Below are 16,376 nucleotides of genomic sequence, written 5' to 3' on the forward strand. Positions count from 1 at the left end.
AATCATCATGACGACTATTACTTCCCTGTTTTCGCGCCTTGTCCTGGCCTTGACCCTGGCTGGCGGCACCGGTGCGGCCATGGCCGTGCCAACCAGCTACCACGTCACGCTCGACACCCGTACGCTCTCTGGCGACGGCTACATCGACCTTGGCTTCGCTGGCTTACTTTATACGATCGGCGATGCCACAGCCGTGGTCAGCAATTTCAGCGGCGACGTGACCGGCATGACCAGCGTGATCGGTGGCGTCACCGGTGACCTCACCAGCACCGCGACCTTCGACGCCGCCGATTACGGCGACCTGGCGCAGTTGATTCACCTCGGTGGCGTGTTTGGTTTTGATGTCATGTTCGACTATGCCGCGACGGGCTCCGGCCTCACCTTTGCCATGAGCCTGTTCGATACCGATTTTGTCCACCTGCTCGACCCCGGTTTTCTGGCGACAATCGAGCTCACCCCTGGCATCGGTGGTACGTTTGCATTCGTTAGTCCATTCGCCACCGTCACGGCGCTGGACGCCGCCGCCGTTCCAGAACCGGGCCAATGGCTGCTGATGCTCACCGGCCTGCTGCTGCTCGCCGCCATGGCGCGCCGCCGCAACCGCTAAGCACGCACGGGCGGGCGCCAGCCCGTTGCACCTCACCAGACACACCCGGCCAGCGCGGCGGGTGTGTTTTTTTTCGCCACGCGGCGCCCGGTGCGCCACGGCGCGCACAGGGGAAGGTCGTCGATTTATACGAAGAAAGGATAGATAGCGAAAGAAAATCATATTTTGCAGATGGTCAGGCGTGCTGCATAGTCAACGTTCGGTTTTCCGGCTGACATTTCTTATCAAAACAGCCGCGCTTTTTTGTCCCAAGGATCACGCCATGTCCCTGCATGTTCTCGTTGTCGACAACCCGGCTGTGCAGCAGTTGATGGAATTGAACGCCGAATCGGCCCAGGTTTTGCTGGAGCAACAGTTGCCCGATATGCTGATGCTGGAATGGGATTTGCCGGGTCAGTCGGGCGTGGCGCTGATCCGGCGCCTGCGCGCGCGTTCGGCCACGCGCGATTTACCGATCATCATGCTGTCCGCGCGCGCGGGCGAGCCGGACAAGATCCTGGCGCTCGAATGCGGCGCCGATGATTACCTGACGAAACCGTTCGGGCCGCGCGAACTGCTCGCACGCATGCATGCCGTGTTGCGCCGGCGCGCACCCCGGACCAGCGAGCAGGGTGCGCAAGACACGGTGCAGATGGCCGGCTTGCGGCTCGACCCCGCTACCCAACGCGTCACGGCTGGCGCGCGCGAACTGGTGCTGGGTCCGATCGAATTTCGTTTGCTCAATTTCCTGATGCACCATCCGGAGCGCGTGCATAGCCGCGCGCAACTGATCGACAAGGTCTGGGGCAACCATGCCGTGCTCGAGGAACGCACGGTCGACGCCCACGTCGGCCGCCTGCGCAGCGCGCTGCAGCCGTCAGGCCACCAGGCGCACATCGAAACCGTGCGCGGCAGCGGCTACCGCTTCAAGGCGTGGGATGCGCATGCACGCGTGGCCTGGCACGGCGTGGCCGCATAAAGCCGGCGCACCGTGGACCAGGCCGTCATCCTCAGCCCACGCGAGCAGGAATACCTGCTGCGCGTGATCGAAGCCGGCGTGGCGGTGCGTGCCGCGCACGAATTTTTCTTGTGGACACAAGGCCAGTTGCAAGCGCTGCTGCCGCATCAGGCGCTGGTGTGCCTGCAGTTCGACGGTGACCAACTGGTGCGCCTGCACTGTGTACATACGATGGTGCTGGCGCCGCAGGTACTGGCGGCGCTGGAAGACCGGGCCGGCGGCCTGGCGCTGCGCATTGCGCGCCATTGCCGGGCGGCGCAACGGTTGCCGGTGATGCTCGACATCGGCGTGCGCGAGACCAGTGCGCTGGCGCCGTTCCAGGAAGAGTCGCGCCGGCTCGGATTCGACAATGTGCTGGTGCACGGCAGCGGCGCGGTGGCTGGCGGCGCCACCATGTTCGCCCTGTTCGGCATGCCGCAGCGGCCCGGGGCGCGCCATGCCTGGTTTTTTGAACTGGTGTTACCGCACCTGCACCTGGCGCTGCTGCGCCTGTCTGGCCTTGTGGAGAGGGCGCCAACCCGGGCGCCGGTCGAGGCGGCGCGTCCGCTGAGCGCACGCGAGACGGAAATCCTGCACTGGCTGGCGCAAGGGAAAAGCAATTTTGAAATCGGCTGCATCCTCGGCATCAGCGGCGCCACCGTCAAGAATCACCTGCAGCGGATTTACCGGGCGCTGGGCGTATCGAACCGCGCGCATGCGCTGGCGCGTGGCAGCGCGTTGCGGCTGCTCGAACTGCGTTAATGCACGGGCGCCGCATCGTTCAGTTGCGCTACGGCGGCTGCCAGCGCATCGCGGCGTGCGCTGTCGGCACGGAAGGTTTCGGCATTGCTGTCGATGATGCGCAGCCCCTGGCACGCTTGCGGTTCGCAGTCGGCGCTGGGCATGCGCGCCGTGTGGTCGGCTTGCAGCGCAGTCTGGTCAGCGCCGCCGCAGCCACTCAAGCCCGCCAGCATGCAGAGGATAGTAGACATGCAGAGCAGGCAGGGGAAGGTCAAAGTAGACATGATGGCTGGGGCAAACTGGCTGGGAGATGTTTCAGTCTAACCACTTATGTATCCATGGGGAAATTTCTCAGAGTCAATATTTACTGTTCCGTATGCGTGCTCCCACAACCTGTCTCAATTGAATCGTCCTTGACCTCAGCAAAGGCCGTGCTCATCATGGGTTCATGCGACCCTTTCCCTTCCTGATTTTCTTGGCATGCGCCGCCTGCCTTGCCTGTGCGGCCACGGTGCGCGCACCGGCCACACCCAAGCCCGTGCCGGCGCCAGCTGGTGACACGCTGGCACAGATCCGCGCTCTCATCGGCGCTGCCGCCTGCACCGATAGTACGCAATGCCATACGCTGGCAATCGGCGCGCGTCCGTGCGGCGGACCACAGGCATATCTGCCGTGGTCGAGCGCGCATACCGACGGTGCCGCCCTGGCCGTGCTGGGGGAACGTTTCAAGGCTGAACGGAAAGCGGCCATCGCAGCGTCCGGCGAATTGTCAACTTGTCAGTTTCTGCCTGATCCCGGGGCCATGTGCCGGGCCGGCACTTGCCAGCGCAATGCGCCGTCATCGACGCCGTCGGCCCAATGAGCCGCCGCCCCCGTTGACATGAAACGATGTTAAAAAAGCTGCGCTCCCTGGCGGGAGCGCAGCTTTGTTGTTGGGCGCGCCGCCGCAGCGGCCCGCACCTGGCTTACATGCCGCGGTCCTTGACGGAAGGACGTGCCTCAGGCTCCGGCACAGGTACGGCGCCGTCGGTTTCGACCTGGTATATGGTGGTAGCGCCAATCACGCCGCTGCTGTCTTTCAACTGCACCGCGCCGTAGTAACGCTTGCCCGCGGCCAGGCCAGACCAGCTGGTGCTGACCGTGGCGCTGCTGCCGGCGTACACCGTGCTTGGCACCAGCGCGCGGAAGCCGCCATTGCGGTCAGCGGTCGTGACGACAGCCGACGACAGGGCAAACGTGGTTTGCACTTGATTGGCCAGGCCGTAACCCTGCACACATACGCGGTAGCTGCCAGCGCCGGGCGACGCCAGCCGCACCACTTCGTTGCTGCCGCCATGGCCCGAGTAAGCCACCAGGTTGTCAGCGCTGTCGAGCACGGCCAGGTCGAGGTCATCGCTGCTGCCGCCCTCCGTATCGGCGTTGAACAGTTCGAAACTGGCCACGACGGTGCCGGCTGGGATCGCCACCGGCACCAGGCGCACGCCGGTGCCACCCGCGGCGCAGGCCAACCTGACCAGTTCGAGGGAGTCGAACGAACCGTCCGGCGCCTGGCTGACCGTGTAGGATGCCTTGCTTACTTCCTTCAGGCCACCGTAGGCGGCGCTCATCTTGCCGGAAAAGCCGGTCGTTACGCCCAGCGTCTTGGCGGCCGTGACCTGGTTGCTCTGGACCAGCGCCGGGGCCAGGACCGACGCGCCGGCACGCAGCGTCATCGGGCTGCGCACGGCGTGCACGCCGTCGTTCCAGGTCAGCGAACCATACTGCCACTGGTTCTGCACCACGTTTGCCTGGCGCGCCACCGTGACGGTGTACGACGCACTGGCGCCAGGGGCCAGGGTCAATCTGGCCGGTGCGACCGTCGCGGTAAAGCCGGCTGGTACCACCATGCGGGCGTTGTAGGTCGAGGCCGTATCGCTCACGTTGGTCACCTTGCGGGTGACGACCACGTTGCCCAGCACATTGCCGATGGTAATCGAAGGCAAGTTCAGGTTGTAGCCGGCGATGGTGCCCGCAGCCCCACCCGCGCATTCGGACGCCACGCCGGCGCCGCACATATAGCGCTTGTAGTCCGCCTGCAGGAGGTCGTAGACGAGGCCCGGATCGTTGGCGCGGTTCGGGTCGATGTGGCCGGCGCCCTGGCCAAATGGCAACTGGCCGCGCAGGTCGCCTTCCTCGGTGTCGGCGTAGGTGTCCGTGGCGCTGGTCATGAGTGCCGATTTGATCATCGCCGGCGACCAGCTCGGGTGCGCCTGTTTCAGCAAGGCGCCGACGCCGGCCACGTGGGGACTGGCCATCGAGGTGCCCTGGTAGGCTGCCCAGGCGGCGCCGGGGATCAGTGTCCCGTTAATAACGTTGGTACGCTGCTCGGGAGTCAGTTCCGGCGTGACGCCGGCGATGATGTCCACGCCAGGCGCTGCCAGATCGGGTTTCAGGACGTTCGGGTCATACTGGTTCGGCCCGCGCGACGAGAAGTCGGCGACGGTAGGCGCCGGGACAGGCGACACCCCGACGACGAAACGCGTGATCGACGCAGTGCCGGTTTGTGCGGCGGCGTAGGCGTTGATGGCGGCGCCATCGGCTGCCGTCACATGCACGGTTGGTACAGCGTGGACGTCGGACACCAGGCCGGCGCCGTTGTCGACCATGATCATCCCGACGCCACCGGCTTGCAACACCGCCAGCGACTTGTCGACGCGACCATTCCCGCCGCGCAGACAGGTGACGATCTTGCCTTGCACCTTGGCCGGGTCGAGCACGGCGAGGCCATTGTTCGCGTCGGCGCTGTAGCACAGGCTGACGCTGGTCGGATTGGCGCCTGCCACGCCGGCATCGACCGCGCGCACGATGGGGGAGGCCGGCAGCGGGTTCACGTTGAGCGAGGCGCCGGTGTAGCTGGCGCCGTTGCCGAGGAGGGCATTGGCCTGGAACTGGCGGCTGTGGGTCGATGCCGCCACCGTGGCGAGCCAGGGGCTGACGTGGGCGACGGCGTTGGCCGGACCGTCATTGCCGGCCGAGGCGGCGACGAACACGCCGGCGTTGGACGCGTGCAGGAAGGCCTGTTCGACCGGATCGGTGACGGTGCCGCCGCCAGAAATCGAGTAGTTGAGGACGTTTACGCCATCGACCACCGCCTTTTCAATGGCCGCGACGCTGTCACCGGTAAAGCAGCTGTTCTTGCCGCCGGTGGCGTCGGTGTTGTCGTTGTAGGTCCAGCAGATTTTGTACATGGCGATGCGCGCGCGCGGGGCCATGCCCGAGGCCTGGCCAAGGTCGATGCCGGCGACAATGGCGTCGGGACCATTGTTGCCCCCGGCCGTGGTCGAGGTGTGGGTGCCGTGGCCGCCATGGCCAACGGTGCCGCCGATCGAGTCGCGCGGCGAGCGGAATTCGGTCCAGTGGGTGGTCAGGGGCTGGCTCAGGTAGGTGGCGTCGAAATACTGTGCGCCGATCAGCTTGTTGTTGCAGTTGGCGCTGGTGAAGCCCTCGCCGGTCTGGCAAATCCCTTTCCAGGTCGCTGGCGGCGCGCCGTACACGAGCGTGCCGCTGGCGTCGAACGTCGGTTTGCCGTTGGCGTCGACGCGGTCGGCGTAGCCTGGGTTTTCCGGCCACGCGCCGCCGTCGAGGATGCCGATGACGATGTTTTCGCCGGCGCTGCCCTTGCCGCCGAGTTTGGCCCACAGCCCACCGGGCTGGTCGAGGCCAAGGAAATGCGGGGTGGCGGTGGTGACCATGTGGCGCGGGGTATCGGCGGTGACGGCGGCGACGTCGCTGCGGGCCTGCAGCGCGCGCACTTCATCGTCGGTCAGCATCGCCGCGAAGCCGTTCAGCACAACACTGTAGTTGTATGTAATCGGTGCACCGGCGATGGCGGCCTGTACCGTGGCTTGCTTGCCGCCCAGGTAATTGTTGTACAGCTGGACGTTGGCCGAGCCGAAATTGAGGCGGTTGCCGGTGACCGGCCTGGTCGCTGCCAGGCCGGCGATGCTGCCGTCGTAGGAAGCGATCGGCTTGTCGGCGAGCTGGATAATGTACGGGCGGCGCAGGCCGTCGGCATGGACTGCCAGCGTCATGCTGGACAGGGCAAACAGGACGGCGGCGGAAATTGTACGCAGTTTCATTTGGTGGGTTTTCCTGGTGTGTTCAGCGAAGGATCGACGAATTTCTTTCTTACGCCTTGCGGCGGCGCGCGGTGGCGGCCAGGCCGGCCAGGCCCAGGCCGAACAGCGCCAGGCTGGCCGGTTCCGGCACGACTGCCAGGGTCAGGTTGTCGAGACCGAATTGGCCGCGGTTCGAGTTGAAGGCGGTGCAGTTGCCGGCGCTATTGCAGGCGAAACCGAACATCTGTACTTCGATGAACAGCTGGTTGCCGAAGGCGGCCGAGGTGTTGAAATGGGTGAAATTGAAGCCGGTGTCGTCCGGGCCGCCCAGCGCATAGGTTTCCGACAGGACGCGGCCGTCGTTCAGGACGCCAAGGATGCGCAGCGCGCCGGACAAGGCAGGGAAATCGCCCAGGTCTCCCACCCCGCCGAGAAAGCTGGCATCGAAGGACTTGACCTGAAAGCGCACATTCGGATCGTAGGCGATCATGTCGATGAAGCTGTCGTTCAGGGCGCCGTAGTACGTCGTCGGATTATTTTGCGGGCAGGACATGTTGATGCACGCAGTGGGGTCGCTGCCATCGTAAAAATTTCCCACCAGGTCGTCCGGCGTGGAGTTCTGGGCGTTCGAGTAGAAACCCATCAGGAAGCCTTCGGTCAGGATGAGGTCCTGATTGGCGACCGGACCGAAGCCGCCCTCGAAGGTAATCGTGCTTGCTTGCGCCGACACAGCCATGGCGGTGGCAATGGCGCTGGCGCCAAGCAATCGAAGGAGGGGGCGAGCGAAGTGGGATGTGAGCATGAGGTCAGCCTTTTGGTGATTACGTTGTGCAGGACGCAGGGCATTTTTATAGAACTTGAGCTTACTCAAGTTGGCATTAAATATATCCTTGGAAATAACAAACAGGTAAATATTTTCAACATAAGAAATTTTGTTTTTTTGTAAATTAAATATAGAAAATTTTGTTTTTGCTGCGAAAACGCTGGTCTTGCAGCGACCGCGGCTTTGTATGAAATTTGCGACACGGCTACTTCCTGAGCGCGTGGCATCCATGCTGTCGCCTGTTTTTCAATCGCCAATTCATTTATTTCCATGTGGAAAATAACCCTGTAAATGCCTCACAAAGTTTGCAAAAAAGAAAAGTTGTCTTGTTATCGGCGGGCGTGGTAGCCTTGCACGCCAAAAATGTGAATTGCACGGCGCTGATCAAGCAGCGTTGGCATGCAGTTTCTAGAAGTGCTATCAGGAGTCGATCCGATGTACCTAGTAATGAAAACGGACCCGGGCAGCACGTTGCGCTCCCGCCAGCAGCATCCGCGCAAGCACGCAGGATTCACGCTGTTGGAACTGCTCGTCGTGATCGTCATCATCGGCTTGCTGGCCGCTTACGTCGGGCCGAAATATTTCGCCCAGCTGGGCAAGTCGGAAGTGACGATTGCCAAGGCCCAGATCGAGTCCTTTGAAAAATCGCTCGATACCTACCGGCTCGATGTCGGCCGCTATCCCACCACGGAAGAGGGCCTCGGCGCGCTGATGGCGGCGCCTGCCAGCGCGACGGCGAAGTGGAACGGTCCGTACCTGAAAAAAGGCATCCCGCCGGACCCGTGGGGGCATGCCTATATCTACCGTGCGCCGGGCAGCAAGGCCGAGTATGAAATCGTCTCGACCGGCAAGGATGGCCAGCCGGGCGGGGCCGGCGAAGATGCTGACATCAGCTCGCAATAAGCCTTTCCGCTTCTTGACGCTTTTCGGCTGATCCTATGCAGTACGCCGTTCGTACCCTCGCCCCCGATCTGTCGATCACCACGATGATGATCGACGCCAATGACGCCGGCGATGCCCGGCGCCAGGTGGAAGCGCGCGGCCTGTTCGTCAGCGCGGTCGAGCCGGCGCGTGCCGCCGGATTCCAGCGCAGCGGCGGCAAGCTGTCGCTTGTGCTGTTCAGCCAGGAATTGCTGGCGCTGCTCAACGCAGGCCTGGGCATCGTCGAGAGCCTGGAGGCGCTGCTGGAGAAGGAAGCCAATCCCGCCACCCGCGCCGTGCTCGAGCGCCTGCTCGGGGGCCTGCGCGAAGGCAAGCGCTTTTCCAGCGTGCTGGCCGAGCAGTCCGGCCTGTTTCCCCCTTTGTATATTGGCATCGTGCGCGCGGCCGAAGGCACCAGCGATTTGCCGCGCGCGCTGGCGCGCTTCATCGATTACCAGCGGCGCATCGACGTGGTGCGCGCCAAACTGGTCAGCGCGGCCATCTATCCCTCGATCCTGCTGCTGGTCGGCGGCGGCGTCTCGCTTTTTCTGATTACCTATGTGGTGCCGCGTTTCGCCGAGGTCTACCAGGGCGCGGGGCGCAACCTGCCGTGGATGTCGCAGATGATGCTCGGCTGGGGCCAGTTCGCCGGCGCGCATAGTCTCGCCCTGGGCCTGTCGATTGCCGCCACGCTGGCGGCGGCGTTGTTCGGCATCCGCCATCTGCTGCGCAGCGGTGGCATCGCGCGCCTGCTGGCGCGCGTGCCGGCCATCGGCGAACGGGTGCGCATCTATGAACTGTCGCGCCTGTACCTGACGCTGGGCATGCTCAGCGAAGGCGGCATCACCATCATCCACGCCATTGAAACGGTGCAGGCGATGGTGTCGCCGAGCGTGCGCGCCAACCTGGCCGCTGCGCGTGCGATGATCGAAGCGGGCCAGCCGCTGTCAGATGCGTTTGAAGCCAACGGCCTCACCACGCCGATTTCGCTGCGCATGCTGCGGGTGGGCGAGCGCACCGGCGACATGGGCCCGATGCTGACCCAGTCGGCCGCGTTCTACGACGGCGAAATCAGCCGCTGGATCGACAGATTTACCCGCACCTTCGAGCCGCTGCTGATGGCCGCCATCGGACTGGTCGTCGGCGCCATCGTGGTGCTGCTGTACATGCCAATTTTCGACCTTGCCGGAGACATGTCATAAATACCGTCGTCGACGCCTCCCTGCTCGCGCGTGCGCGTGCGCAGAGCCGCCTGTCCCAGCGTGGCCTGGTCACCGAACTGGAAGCCTTGTCCGGCCTCGACCCGCGTGCGCTGCTGCTTGGCCTTGCCGAACCGTTCGGGCTGGACGTGATGGAAACGGCCGCCATGTTCGACCAGAAGCCGGCGTTCGACCTGCTGCCGCTGGCGCAGGCCTTGTCGCGCTACTGCGTGCTGCTGCGCGGCGCCGACGACGTGGTCACCGGCGTGATCGCCGATCCGTTCGACCTTGATCTGCAAACCTGGTTATCCAGCCGTGCCGGCGCCACTGCGAGCGCACCGCTGCCGATCCGCCTGGCGCTGCAGTCGGACATCCAGGCGTATTTGTCGAAGCACGAAGAATCGGCGCGCGCCACCGACACGCTGGCGCCAGGTGTCGTCGATGCGCGTCGCGACGGCAAGACCGCGGCGGTGTTGTCGTTTGCGTCTGTGTCGGAAGCAGCCAGCCCCGCCGTCAAACTGGTCAACTCGACGCTGTACGATGCCTTGAAAGCGGGTGCGTCGGACATCCACCTGGAGAGCACCGCCGGCGGGCTGGCCGTCAAGTACCGCGTCGACGGCGTGCTCGATCACGCCACCACAGTCGGGGGTATCGAACTTGCCGAGCACATCGTCTCGCGCATCAAGGTGCTGGCCGAACTCGATATCGCCGAGCGGCGCATTCCGCAGGACGGCAGCTTCAGGGTCGAAGCGAACGGCCGCGAGATCGACCTGCGCGTGTCGATCATGCCGAGCATTCACGGCGAAGACGCCGTCATCCGTATCCTCGACAAGCGCGCCATGATCGAGGCCTACGGTTCGCTGACGCTCGAAGCGCTGGGCTTCGACGCGCCGTCGCTGGTGACCTTGCGCACGCTGGCGCAGGAAGCCTACGGCATGCTGCTGGTGACCGGCCCGACCGGGTCTGGAAAAACCACGACCCTGTATGCGGCGCTGACGGAAATCCACAACGGCCGCGAAAAGATCATCACCATCGAAGACCCGGTCGAGTACCAGCTGCCCGGCATCCTGCAAATCCCGGTCAACGAAAAAAAAGGCCTGACCTTCGCCAAAGGCCTGCGTTCGATCCTGCGCCACGACCCCGATAAAATCATGGTCGGCGAAATTCGCGACCGCGAAACGGCGGAGATTGCGGTGCAGTCGGCGCTGACCGGTCACCTGGTGCTCACCACCGTTCACGCAAATAATGTGTTCGACGTGTTCGGCCGCTTCACCCACATGGGCATCGACCCGTATGCCTTCGTCTCGGCGCTGAACGGCATCTGGGCCCAGCGCCTGATCCGCATGAACTGCCCGCGCTGCGCCGTGCAGTATGACCCGGACGAATTCGAACTGGCGTCGGCGCGCCTCGAGCGCGCCGCCGTCCACGATTACGTGTTCATGCGCGGCGCCGGCTGCGGCGATTGCCGCGGCACCGGTTACAAGGGCCGCAGGTCGATTGCCGAAATCCTCACGCTGAACGACGAGATCCGCGAGCTGATCGTCGACAAGCAGCCGATCCGGCAAATCAAGGCGGCCGCGTATGCCAACGGCACCCGCAGCCTGCGCCTGGCCGCGCTGGAACTGGTGAAACGCGGCGCCACCACAATCGAAGAAATCAAGCGGGTGACCTTGCATGCGTAGCTTGTATTCTGGATTTGGCAAGTCTCTCCGCCTCGGTCTCGGCACCGACGCGATCGCGCTGGTCGATGCGCAGCGCTGGCGCCGCGCGCCGGTTGACGTGCTGGCCGAAGCGTCGCTCGGTGCCAGCGGTCTCGATCACCTGGCCGTTGCGCTGCGCGCGATGCTGCAGGATGCCGATGTGGCAGGGCGCGCCTTGACCGTCATCGTCAGCGACGAACTGGCGCGCCTGTGGCAAGTCAGTCCGCCCGACGGCAGCGCGCGCATGGCCGACCTGGAAGGCGCCGCTGCGCTGCGTTTCCAGGCGCTGTATGGCGCCGCGCCGGTCGGCTGGCGCATCGGCGCCGACTGGAGCGTCAAGCGCCCGTTTCTCGCCGCCGGCCTGCCAGCGGCGCTGCTGGCGCTGCTGGAAGAAATCGCCGCCGAACAGTCACTGCGCCTGGTCGAAGTGACGCCGCAATTTGTCGCCGCATTTAATGGCGTGCGCGCGAAGCTGGCGGACGACGCCTGGTTCGGCGTGCTGCAGGCCGGCGTGTTGACCCTCGGCGTGCAGGCCGTGGCCGGCCACCTGGGCGCGGTGCGCGCGGTGGCCGTGCCGGCCGGCGCCGATGGCGCCTGGCTGGCCACCCACGTGACGCGCGAAGCGCTGCGCCTGGATGTACCGGCCCCCGGCCGCCTGCAGTTGTGCGGCGACGCGCCGTCGAACTGGCAAACGCAGGGCAAGCTGGCCTGCACGCTGTTCGACGCCGGCCGCAATGGCGCAGGCTGGTCGGCGCCGGTGCGCCTGGCCTGTAGCGGGAGCCGCGCATGAAACCTGTTCGCATCGATTTCGCACCGCCGTCATTGGCGCGTACCTGGTTCCACACGTCGCGTCCCGCGCGGGTTCTGGCGGGCGCCGCGCTGGTGCTGGCAGTGATCGCCGGCGTGCAGGCCTGGCAGCTTGCCGAACAGCGCCGTATCGACGCAGCGCAACTGGCGCGCGTGGCGCAGCGCCATGCCGTGCCGGTCGTGGCCGCGCCGGAAATGGCCAAAGTCACGGTCAGCCTGGCGCAGGCCGCCGCCGTGAATGCCGCCGTGCTGCAACTGAATTTGCCGTGGGGGGCGCTGCATGATGCGATTGGCGCCGCCACGCCAGCGAACGTTGCACTGCTGGCGCTGGAACCGGACGCGCGCAAGCACATGGTGCGCATCAGCGCCGAAGCAAAAGGCAGCGACGAGATGATCGCTTATGTCGAGGCGCTGCAGAAACAGGACTGGTTCACAACGGTGGCGTTGACCCACCACGAAACCAACGACGTCGATCCGAACAAGCCGATCCGCTTTCAGATCGACGCGCAGTGGGCGGGAGGGCTGCCATGAACCTGTCGGCCCTGTGGTTGCGCCTGCGCCTGGCCACGCGTTCAATTGGCCCGGTTGCCGGCAGTGCGCTGCTGGTATCGATTGCTGCGCTGGCGCTGCTGGCCTGGACCGCTGGCGCGCGCACGCAGGAAGCGCAGCAGCACGCAGCCGCGCTGGTGCGGGCGGCCACGCCGCCAGTTGCGCCGGTGGTGTCCGCGCAAGCCGCCGCCAACGATAACCTGGCCCTGTTCTACGCCACGCTGGGCGAGCGCCGCTATACCGAGCAGCAGATCAAAACTCTGTTCGGGATCGCCGAAAAAACCGGCATCTTACTGCGCCAGGGCGAGTACAAGGCGGCCTATGACCAGAACGGCAAGCTGCACACCTACCAGGTGACGTTGCCGGTGAAAGGCAGCTACCAGGCGGTGTGGCAATTTGCGATGCTGTCGCTGCGCGCGATCCCGTTTGCGGCGCTGGACGACATCGGTTTCAGGCGCGATGACATCGGCGCGGCCGGGGTCGATGCGCGCGTGCGGTTCACCTTGTATTTGGCCGACGACGGTGTGGGTAAAGTCGGGGAGGGCGCGCGATGAAACCACGCCATCTCGCCATGGGCGCCGCCCTGCTGGTCGCGGGCGGCCTGGTCGTCTTTGGCGACAACACGCCCGACGTGGCCGAACCGGTCGAACGGGCCGCGCGCGTGCCGGCCGCGGCCACCCGCGCGCCAACCATCAACGCTGGCGTCAAGGCGCATGTGGAACCGGTCATCCTGCGCCTGCTGCCGCGCGACGACGTGATGGGCGATTCCGATGGCAATGCCCTGTTCGCCAGCCAGAACTGGAATCCGCCGCCGCCACCGGCGCCGGTGCAGCCCGTGAACAACACGCCGCCACCAGCGCCGATGGCGCCGCCGCTGCCGTTCACGCTGATTGGCAAATCGGTCAGCGCCGGCGCCTACGAGGTGTATCTCGCGCGCGGGGAGCAGGTCTACCTGGTGCGCGACAAAATGACGATCGATGGCACCTACCGGGTCGACAAGATCGTCCCGCCCATGCTCACCCTGACGTACCTGCCGCTGAACCAGGTTCAGCAACTTAATATTGGAGTATTCGACTGATGGCATGTTTCCCGAATCGCCTGGCGATGGCGACCCTGGTGGCAGCCGCGCTGTCCGGCTGCGCCGGCTCGGCCGCCTACCGCGAAGGCACCGACCTGCTGTCGAAAAACGAGGTCGAACAAAGCCTGCTGAAATTCCAGCAGGCGGTCAATGAAGCGCCGGGCAATGCCGCCTACAAGGCCGCTTACCTGAACACGCGCGACAACAATGCCAACCGCCTGCTGTTGCAGGCCGACCGCGAGCTGGCCGACGGCAAGCCGGCAGCAGCGCAGCAAAACTTCATCCGTGTTCTCACCATCGACCCGGGCAACGAACGCGCCCGCTTCGGCATGCGCGCCATCGACGCCGACCGGCGCCAGGCTTCGCTGCTGGCCGAAGCTGCGGCCGCCACCGACAGGAAGGATTACGACACGGCCAAGGCGCGCCTGAACGCCATCCTGCTCGAGCGCCCGGGCCACGAAGATGCACGCCTGCTGCTCAATCAGGTCAACGAGATCAGCGCGCCGCCGACTGCTGAAACAGCGCTGACGGCGGCCTTCCGCACGCCGATCAGCCTGGAATTTCGCGACGCGCCCCTCAAGCAGATTTTTGAAGTCATCGCGCGCCATTCGGGTCTGAACTTCGTGTTCGACAAAGACGTCAAATCGGACCAGCGCACCTCGATCTTCCTGAAAAACACGACGGTCGAATCGGCGATCTATTTTCTGCTGGTGACCAACCAGCTCGAGCGCCAGGTCATGGACGGCAACACCGTGCTGATCTACCCGAACGTGGCCGCCAAGCTGAAGGAATACCAGGAGATGTCGGTGAAAACCTTCTTCCTGGCCAATGCCGACGCCAAGGCCATCGGTAACACGCTCAAAACCATCCTCAAGACGCGTGACGTGGTCGTCGATGAAAAGCTGAACCTGGTGATCGTGCGCGACAGCCCGGAAGCGATCAAGCTGGCCGCCCAACTGATCGCCGTGCAGGATGTGCCGGAAGCGGAAGTGATGCTCGACGTCGAAGTGCTGGAAATCACCCGCACGCGCGCGATGGACCTGGGCATCGCCTGGCCGACCACGCTGTCGTTCACGCCGCTCGCCAACGCGACTGGTGCGTTGACCATCAACCAAATCAGGGGCCTCAATGCCGACAGCATCGGCGTGGGCGGTGTCGCTGCCAGCATCACGGCCAACAAGGTCGACGGCGACACAAATACCCTCGCGCACCCGCGCATCCGCGTGCGCAACAAGGAAAAAGCCAAGGTCGTCATCGGTGACAAGGTGCCGAACATCACGTCCACGATTTCGTCCGGCGTGGGCGGGTTTTCCACCGAGTCGATCAACTATCTCGACGTCGGCCTGACGCTCAATGTCGAACCCACCATCTCGCTCAACAATGAAGTGGCGATCCGGATTTCGATGGAGGTATCGAACCTGATCGATACCATCACCAGCAAGAACGGCACCGTGGCCTACCGCATCGGCACGCGTTCGGCGTCGACGCTGCTGCAATTGAAAGATGGCGAGAACCAGGTGCTGGCCGGCCTGATCAACAACGAAGAGCGCGCCTCCGGGAGCAAGATTCCTGGCCTGGGTGAATTGCCGATCATCGGTCGCCTGTTCGGCGCCGGCCGCAACCAGAACGACCGTACCGAGATCGTGTTGTCGATCACGCCGCACCTGATCCGCAATGTGCAGCGGCCCCAGGCGGGGGCGTCCGAATTCAGCGCCGGCACCGAGGCGAGCTTCCGGCGCCGGCCCGACCTGAGCGCGCGCCCGAACGCCGTGCTGCCAGGCGGGGGCACGTCGCCCGGCGGCGCGGTTGGCCAGACCGGCTCGGTCGGTCCGGCGCGGCCCTACCAGGCGCCCGCCGTCGTGGGCCGCCCGGTGGCAGTGACGCCGGCCGTTGTGGTCAACCCGGCCCCGGCGCCGACGCCGCTGCCGGTGCTCCCAAGCAATCCGGTTACGCCGCCGGCCCAGCAGCCGCAGCCGCAAATCATCACCATCCCGGCACCCGTGACGACGCCTGCCACCGTCCCGCCGACACCGTAATGAAAGCGCGCGGCTTCACGCTGATCGAGTTGCTCGTTACCCTGGCGATCCTGGCCTTGCTGGGGACGCTGGTGGTGCCGGTGTTCGAGGTGACGCAGCAGCGCCGCCACGAGCAGGAGCTGCGCCGTTCGCTGCGTGAAATCCGCACGGCGATCGACGCCTACAAAAAGGCCAGCGACGAAGGCCGCATCGCCAAAACATTGGGCGCCACGGGTTACCCGCCGAAGCTGGAATTGCTGGCCGACGGCGTGGTCGATGCGCGCAGCCCAAAGAAAGCCAAGATTTTTTTCCTGCGCCGTTTGCCGCGCGATCCGTTCAACAACAGCGCCGACCTCGACGACGCCAAAACCTGGGGCAAGCGCAGTTACGCCAGCGAAGCGAACGAACCGCGCGAAGGCGACGATGTCTATGATGTGTACACCACGTCCCCTAAAATCGGCCTGAACGGCATTCCCTACAGCAAATGGTAAAACAAACACGCGGATTCACCCTGATCGAACTGCTGGTGGTGCTCGCCATTGTCGCCCTGTTGCTGACCCTGGCCGTGCCCCGTTTCTTCCCCAGCATCGACAGCGCCAAGGACACGATCCTGCTGGATAACCTGCGCAACACCCGCGCCGTCATCGACCAGTTCTACGCCGACACTGGCCGCTATCCCGATTCGCTCGAGCAGCTGGTCGAAAAGAAATACCTGCGCGCGCTGCCGGTCGATCCGGTCGCCGACAGCAATGCGACATGGATCCTGGTGGCGCCGGAAGACAGCACCAAGGGCGCGATCTATTCGATCCGCAGCGGCGCGCCCGGCAACGATCGCAGCGGCAAGCCTTACGCCGAGTGGTAGC

Annotated in this window: 17 protein-coding genes; 14 read left to right on the forward strand and 3 right to left on the reverse strand. The window is 64.8% G+C overall.

Annotated elements, in window-relative coordinates:
• Positions 1-7 precede the first annotated feature (7 nt).
• The 3 genes from V6M87_RS00975 (at position 8) to epsA (ending at position 2,345) form a co-directional block, all read left to right on the forward strand.
• Positions 8-607, forward strand: coding sequence for an NF038129 family PEP-CTERM protein (locus tag V6M87_RS00975; protein ID WP_332847848.1), 600 nt, complete (start codon positions 8-10; stop codon positions 605-607).
• Positions 608-869: 262 nt separating this feature from the next.
• The gene (locus V6M87_RS00980) at positions 870-1,565 is read left to right on the forward strand and encodes a winged helix-turn-helix domain-containing protein (RefSeq protein ID WP_332847849.1); all 696 of its coding nucleotides are present in this window, start codon (positions 870-872) and stop codon (positions 1,563-1,565) included.
• Positions 1,566-1,577: 12 nt separating this feature from the next.
• Positions 1,578-2,345, forward strand: coding sequence for an XrtB/PEP-CTERM-associated transcriptional regulator EpsA (epsA, locus tag V6M87_RS00985; RefSeq protein WP_332847850.1), 768 nt, complete (start codon positions 1,578-1,580; stop codon positions 2,343-2,345).
• Here epsA and V6M87_RS00990 read toward each other — a convergent pair.
• Positions 2,342-2,575: a hypothetical protein gene (locus V6M87_RS00990; RefSeq protein ID WP_332847851.1), complete on the reverse strand. Its 234-nt coding sequence runs from the start codon at positions 2,573-2,575 to the stop codon at positions 2,342-2,344. The genes epsA and V6M87_RS00990 overlap by 4 nt on opposite strands.
• A gap of 197 nt (positions 2,576-2,772) precedes the next feature.
• Between V6M87_RS00990 and V6M87_RS00995 the strand changes: the two genes are divergently transcribed.
• Positions 2,773-3,186: a hypothetical protein gene (locus V6M87_RS00995; RefSeq protein ID WP_332847852.1), complete on the forward strand. Its 414-nt coding sequence runs from the start codon at positions 2,773-2,775 to the stop codon at positions 3,184-3,186.
• Between the two features lie 103 nt (positions 3,187-3,289).
• On the opposite strand, the gene V6M87_RS01000 is transcribed toward V6M87_RS00995, so the two are convergent.
• Both V6M87_RS01000 and V6M87_RS01005 read right to left on the reverse strand, forming a co-directional pair.
• Complete coding sequence (locus V6M87_RS01000) at positions 3,290-6,442, reverse strand: S8 family serine peptidase (protein WP_332847853.1); 3,153 nt, start codon at positions 6,440-6,442, stop codon at positions 3,290-3,292.
• A gap of 49 nt (positions 6,443-6,491) precedes the next feature.
• Complete coding sequence (locus tag V6M87_RS01005) at positions 6,492-7,223, reverse strand: NF038120 family PEP-CTERM protein (protein ID WP_332847854.1); 732 nt, start codon at positions 7,221-7,223, stop codon at positions 6,492-6,494.
• Between the two features lie 468 nt (positions 7,224-7,691).
• Here V6M87_RS01005 and gspG point away from each other — a divergent pair, with 468 nt between their 5' ends.
• From gspG to V6M87_RS01055, 10 genes are read left to right on the forward strand one after another with little or no spacing between them, the layout of a single operon-like run.
• Positions 7,692-8,147 carry a type II secretion system major pseudopilin GspG gene (gene gspG, locus V6M87_RS01010; RefSeq protein ID WP_332847855.1) on the forward strand — a complete coding sequence of 152 codons (456 nt, stop codon included), beginning with the start codon at positions 7,692-7,694 and terminating at the stop codon, positions 8,145-8,147.
• Between the two features lie 35 nt (positions 8,148-8,182).
• Positions 8,183-9,367, forward strand: coding sequence for a type II secretion system F family protein (locus V6M87_RS01015; RefSeq protein ID WP_332847856.1), 1,185 nt, complete (start codon positions 8,183-8,185; stop codon positions 9,365-9,367).
• A complete protein-coding gene (locus V6M87_RS01020) occupies positions 9,364-11,046 on the forward strand; it encodes a GspE/PulE family protein (RefSeq protein ID WP_332847987.1) in 1,683 nt (560 codons plus the stop codon). The genes V6M87_RS01015 and V6M87_RS01020 overlap by 4 nt, the downstream gene beginning before the upstream one ends.
• Complete coding sequence (locus V6M87_RS01025; protein ID WP_332847857.1) at positions 11,039-11,854, forward strand: hypothetical protein; 816 nt, start codon at positions 11,039-11,041, stop codon at positions 11,852-11,854. Before V6M87_RS01020 ends, V6M87_RS01025 begins: the two co-directional genes overlap by 8 nt.
• Positions 11,851-12,402, forward strand: a complete 552-nt coding sequence (locus V6M87_RS01030) for a PilN domain-containing protein (protein ID WP_332847858.1) — start codon at positions 11,851-11,853, stop codon at positions 12,400-12,402. Before V6M87_RS01025 ends, V6M87_RS01030 begins: the two co-directional genes overlap by 4 nt.
• Positions 12,399-12,974: a hypothetical protein gene (locus tag V6M87_RS01035; protein WP_332847859.1), complete on the forward strand. Its 576-nt coding sequence runs from the start codon at positions 12,399-12,401 to the stop codon at positions 12,972-12,974. The genes V6M87_RS01030 and V6M87_RS01035 overlap by 4 nt, the downstream gene beginning before the upstream one ends.
• Positions 12,971-13,498, forward strand: coding sequence for a hypothetical protein (locus V6M87_RS01040; RefSeq protein WP_332847860.1), 528 nt, complete (start codon positions 12,971-12,973; stop codon positions 13,496-13,498). The genes V6M87_RS01035 and V6M87_RS01040 overlap by 4 nt, the downstream gene beginning before the upstream one ends.
• Complete coding sequence (locus V6M87_RS01045) at positions 13,498-15,534, forward strand: secretin N-terminal domain-containing protein (RefSeq protein WP_332847861.1); 2,037 nt, start codon at positions 13,498-13,500, stop codon at positions 15,532-15,534. Before V6M87_RS01040 ends, V6M87_RS01045 begins: the two co-directional genes overlap by 1 nt.
• Entirely contained in the window at positions 15,534-16,004 is a 471-nt protein-coding gene (locus V6M87_RS01050) for a type II secretion system protein (protein WP_332847862.1), read from the forward strand. The genes V6M87_RS01045 and V6M87_RS01050 overlap by 1 nt, the downstream gene beginning before the upstream one ends.
• Complete coding sequence (locus tag V6M87_RS01055; RefSeq protein ID WP_332847863.1) at positions 15,998-16,375, forward strand: type II secretion system protein; 378 nt, start codon at positions 15,998-16,000, stop codon at positions 16,373-16,375. The genes V6M87_RS01050 and V6M87_RS01055 overlap by 7 nt, the downstream gene beginning before the upstream one ends.
• Position 16,376 lies beyond the last annotated feature (1 nt).

The organism is Massilia sp. S19_KUP03_FR1 (genome assembly GCF_036688685.1).
GTDB lineage: Bacteria > Pseudomonadota > Gammaproteobacteria > Burkholderiales > Burkholderiaceae_D > JALYUM01.

Excerpts from the sequence above, each read along its gene's own strand:
- V6M87_RS00975 (WP_332847848.1), top strand. The coding sequence starts at position 8 with ATGACGACTATTACTTCCCTGTTTTCGCGCCTTGTCCTGGCCTTGACC.
- V6M87_RS01030 (WP_332847858.1), top strand. The coding sequence starts at position 11,851 with ATGAAACCTGTTCGCATCGATTTCGCACCGCCGTCATTGGCGCGTACC.
- V6M87_RS01025 (WP_332847857.1), top strand. The coding sequence starts at position 11,039 with ATGCGTAGCTTGTATTCTGGATTTGGCAAGTCTCTCCGCCTCGGTCTC.
- V6M87_RS00995 (WP_332847852.1), top strand. The coding sequence starts at position 2,773 with ATGCGACCCTTTCCCTTCCTGATTTTCTTGGCATGCGCCGCCTGCCTT.
- V6M87_RS01050 (WP_332847862.1), top strand. The coding sequence starts at position 15,534 with ATGAAAGCGCGCGGCTTCACGCTGATCGAGTTGCTCGTTACCCTGGCG.
- gspG (WP_332847855.1), top strand. The coding sequence starts at position 7,692 with ATGAAAACGGACCCGGGCAGCACGTTGCGCTCCCGCCAGCAGCATCCG.
- V6M87_RS01040 (WP_332847860.1), top strand. The coding sequence starts at position 12,971 with ATGAAACCACGCCATCTCGCCATGGGCGCCGCCCTGCTGGTCGCGGGC.
- V6M87_RS01015 (WP_332847856.1), top strand. The coding sequence starts at position 8,183 with ATGCAGTACGCCGTTCGTACCCTCGCCCCCGATCTGTCGATCACCACG.
- V6M87_RS01055 (WP_332847863.1), top strand. The coding sequence starts at position 15,998 with ATGGTAAAACAAACACGCGGATTCACCCTGATCGAACTGCTGGTGGTG.
- V6M87_RS00990 (WP_332847851.1), bottom strand. The coding sequence starts at position 2,575 with ATGTCTACTATCCTCTGCATGCTGGCGGGCTTGAGTGGCTGCGGCGGC.
- V6M87_RS01000 (WP_332847853.1), bottom strand. The coding sequence starts at position 6,442 with ATGAAACTGCGTACAATTTCCGCCGCCGTCCTGTTTGCCCTGTCCAGC.
- V6M87_RS01005 (WP_332847854.1), bottom strand. The coding sequence starts at position 7,223 with ATGCTCACATCCCACTTCGCTCGCCCCCTCCTTCGATTGCTTGGCGCC.
- V6M87_RS01035 (WP_332847859.1), top strand. The coding sequence starts at position 12,399 with ATGAACCTGTCGGCCCTGTGGTTGCGCCTGCGCCTGGCCACGCGTTCA.
- V6M87_RS01045 (WP_332847861.1), top strand. The coding sequence starts at position 13,498 with ATGGCATGTTTCCCGAATCGCCTGGCGATGGCGACCCTGGTGGCAGCC.
- V6M87_RS00980 (WP_332847849.1), top strand. The coding sequence starts at position 870 with ATGTCCCTGCATGTTCTCGTTGTCGACAACCCGGCTGTGCAGCAGTTG.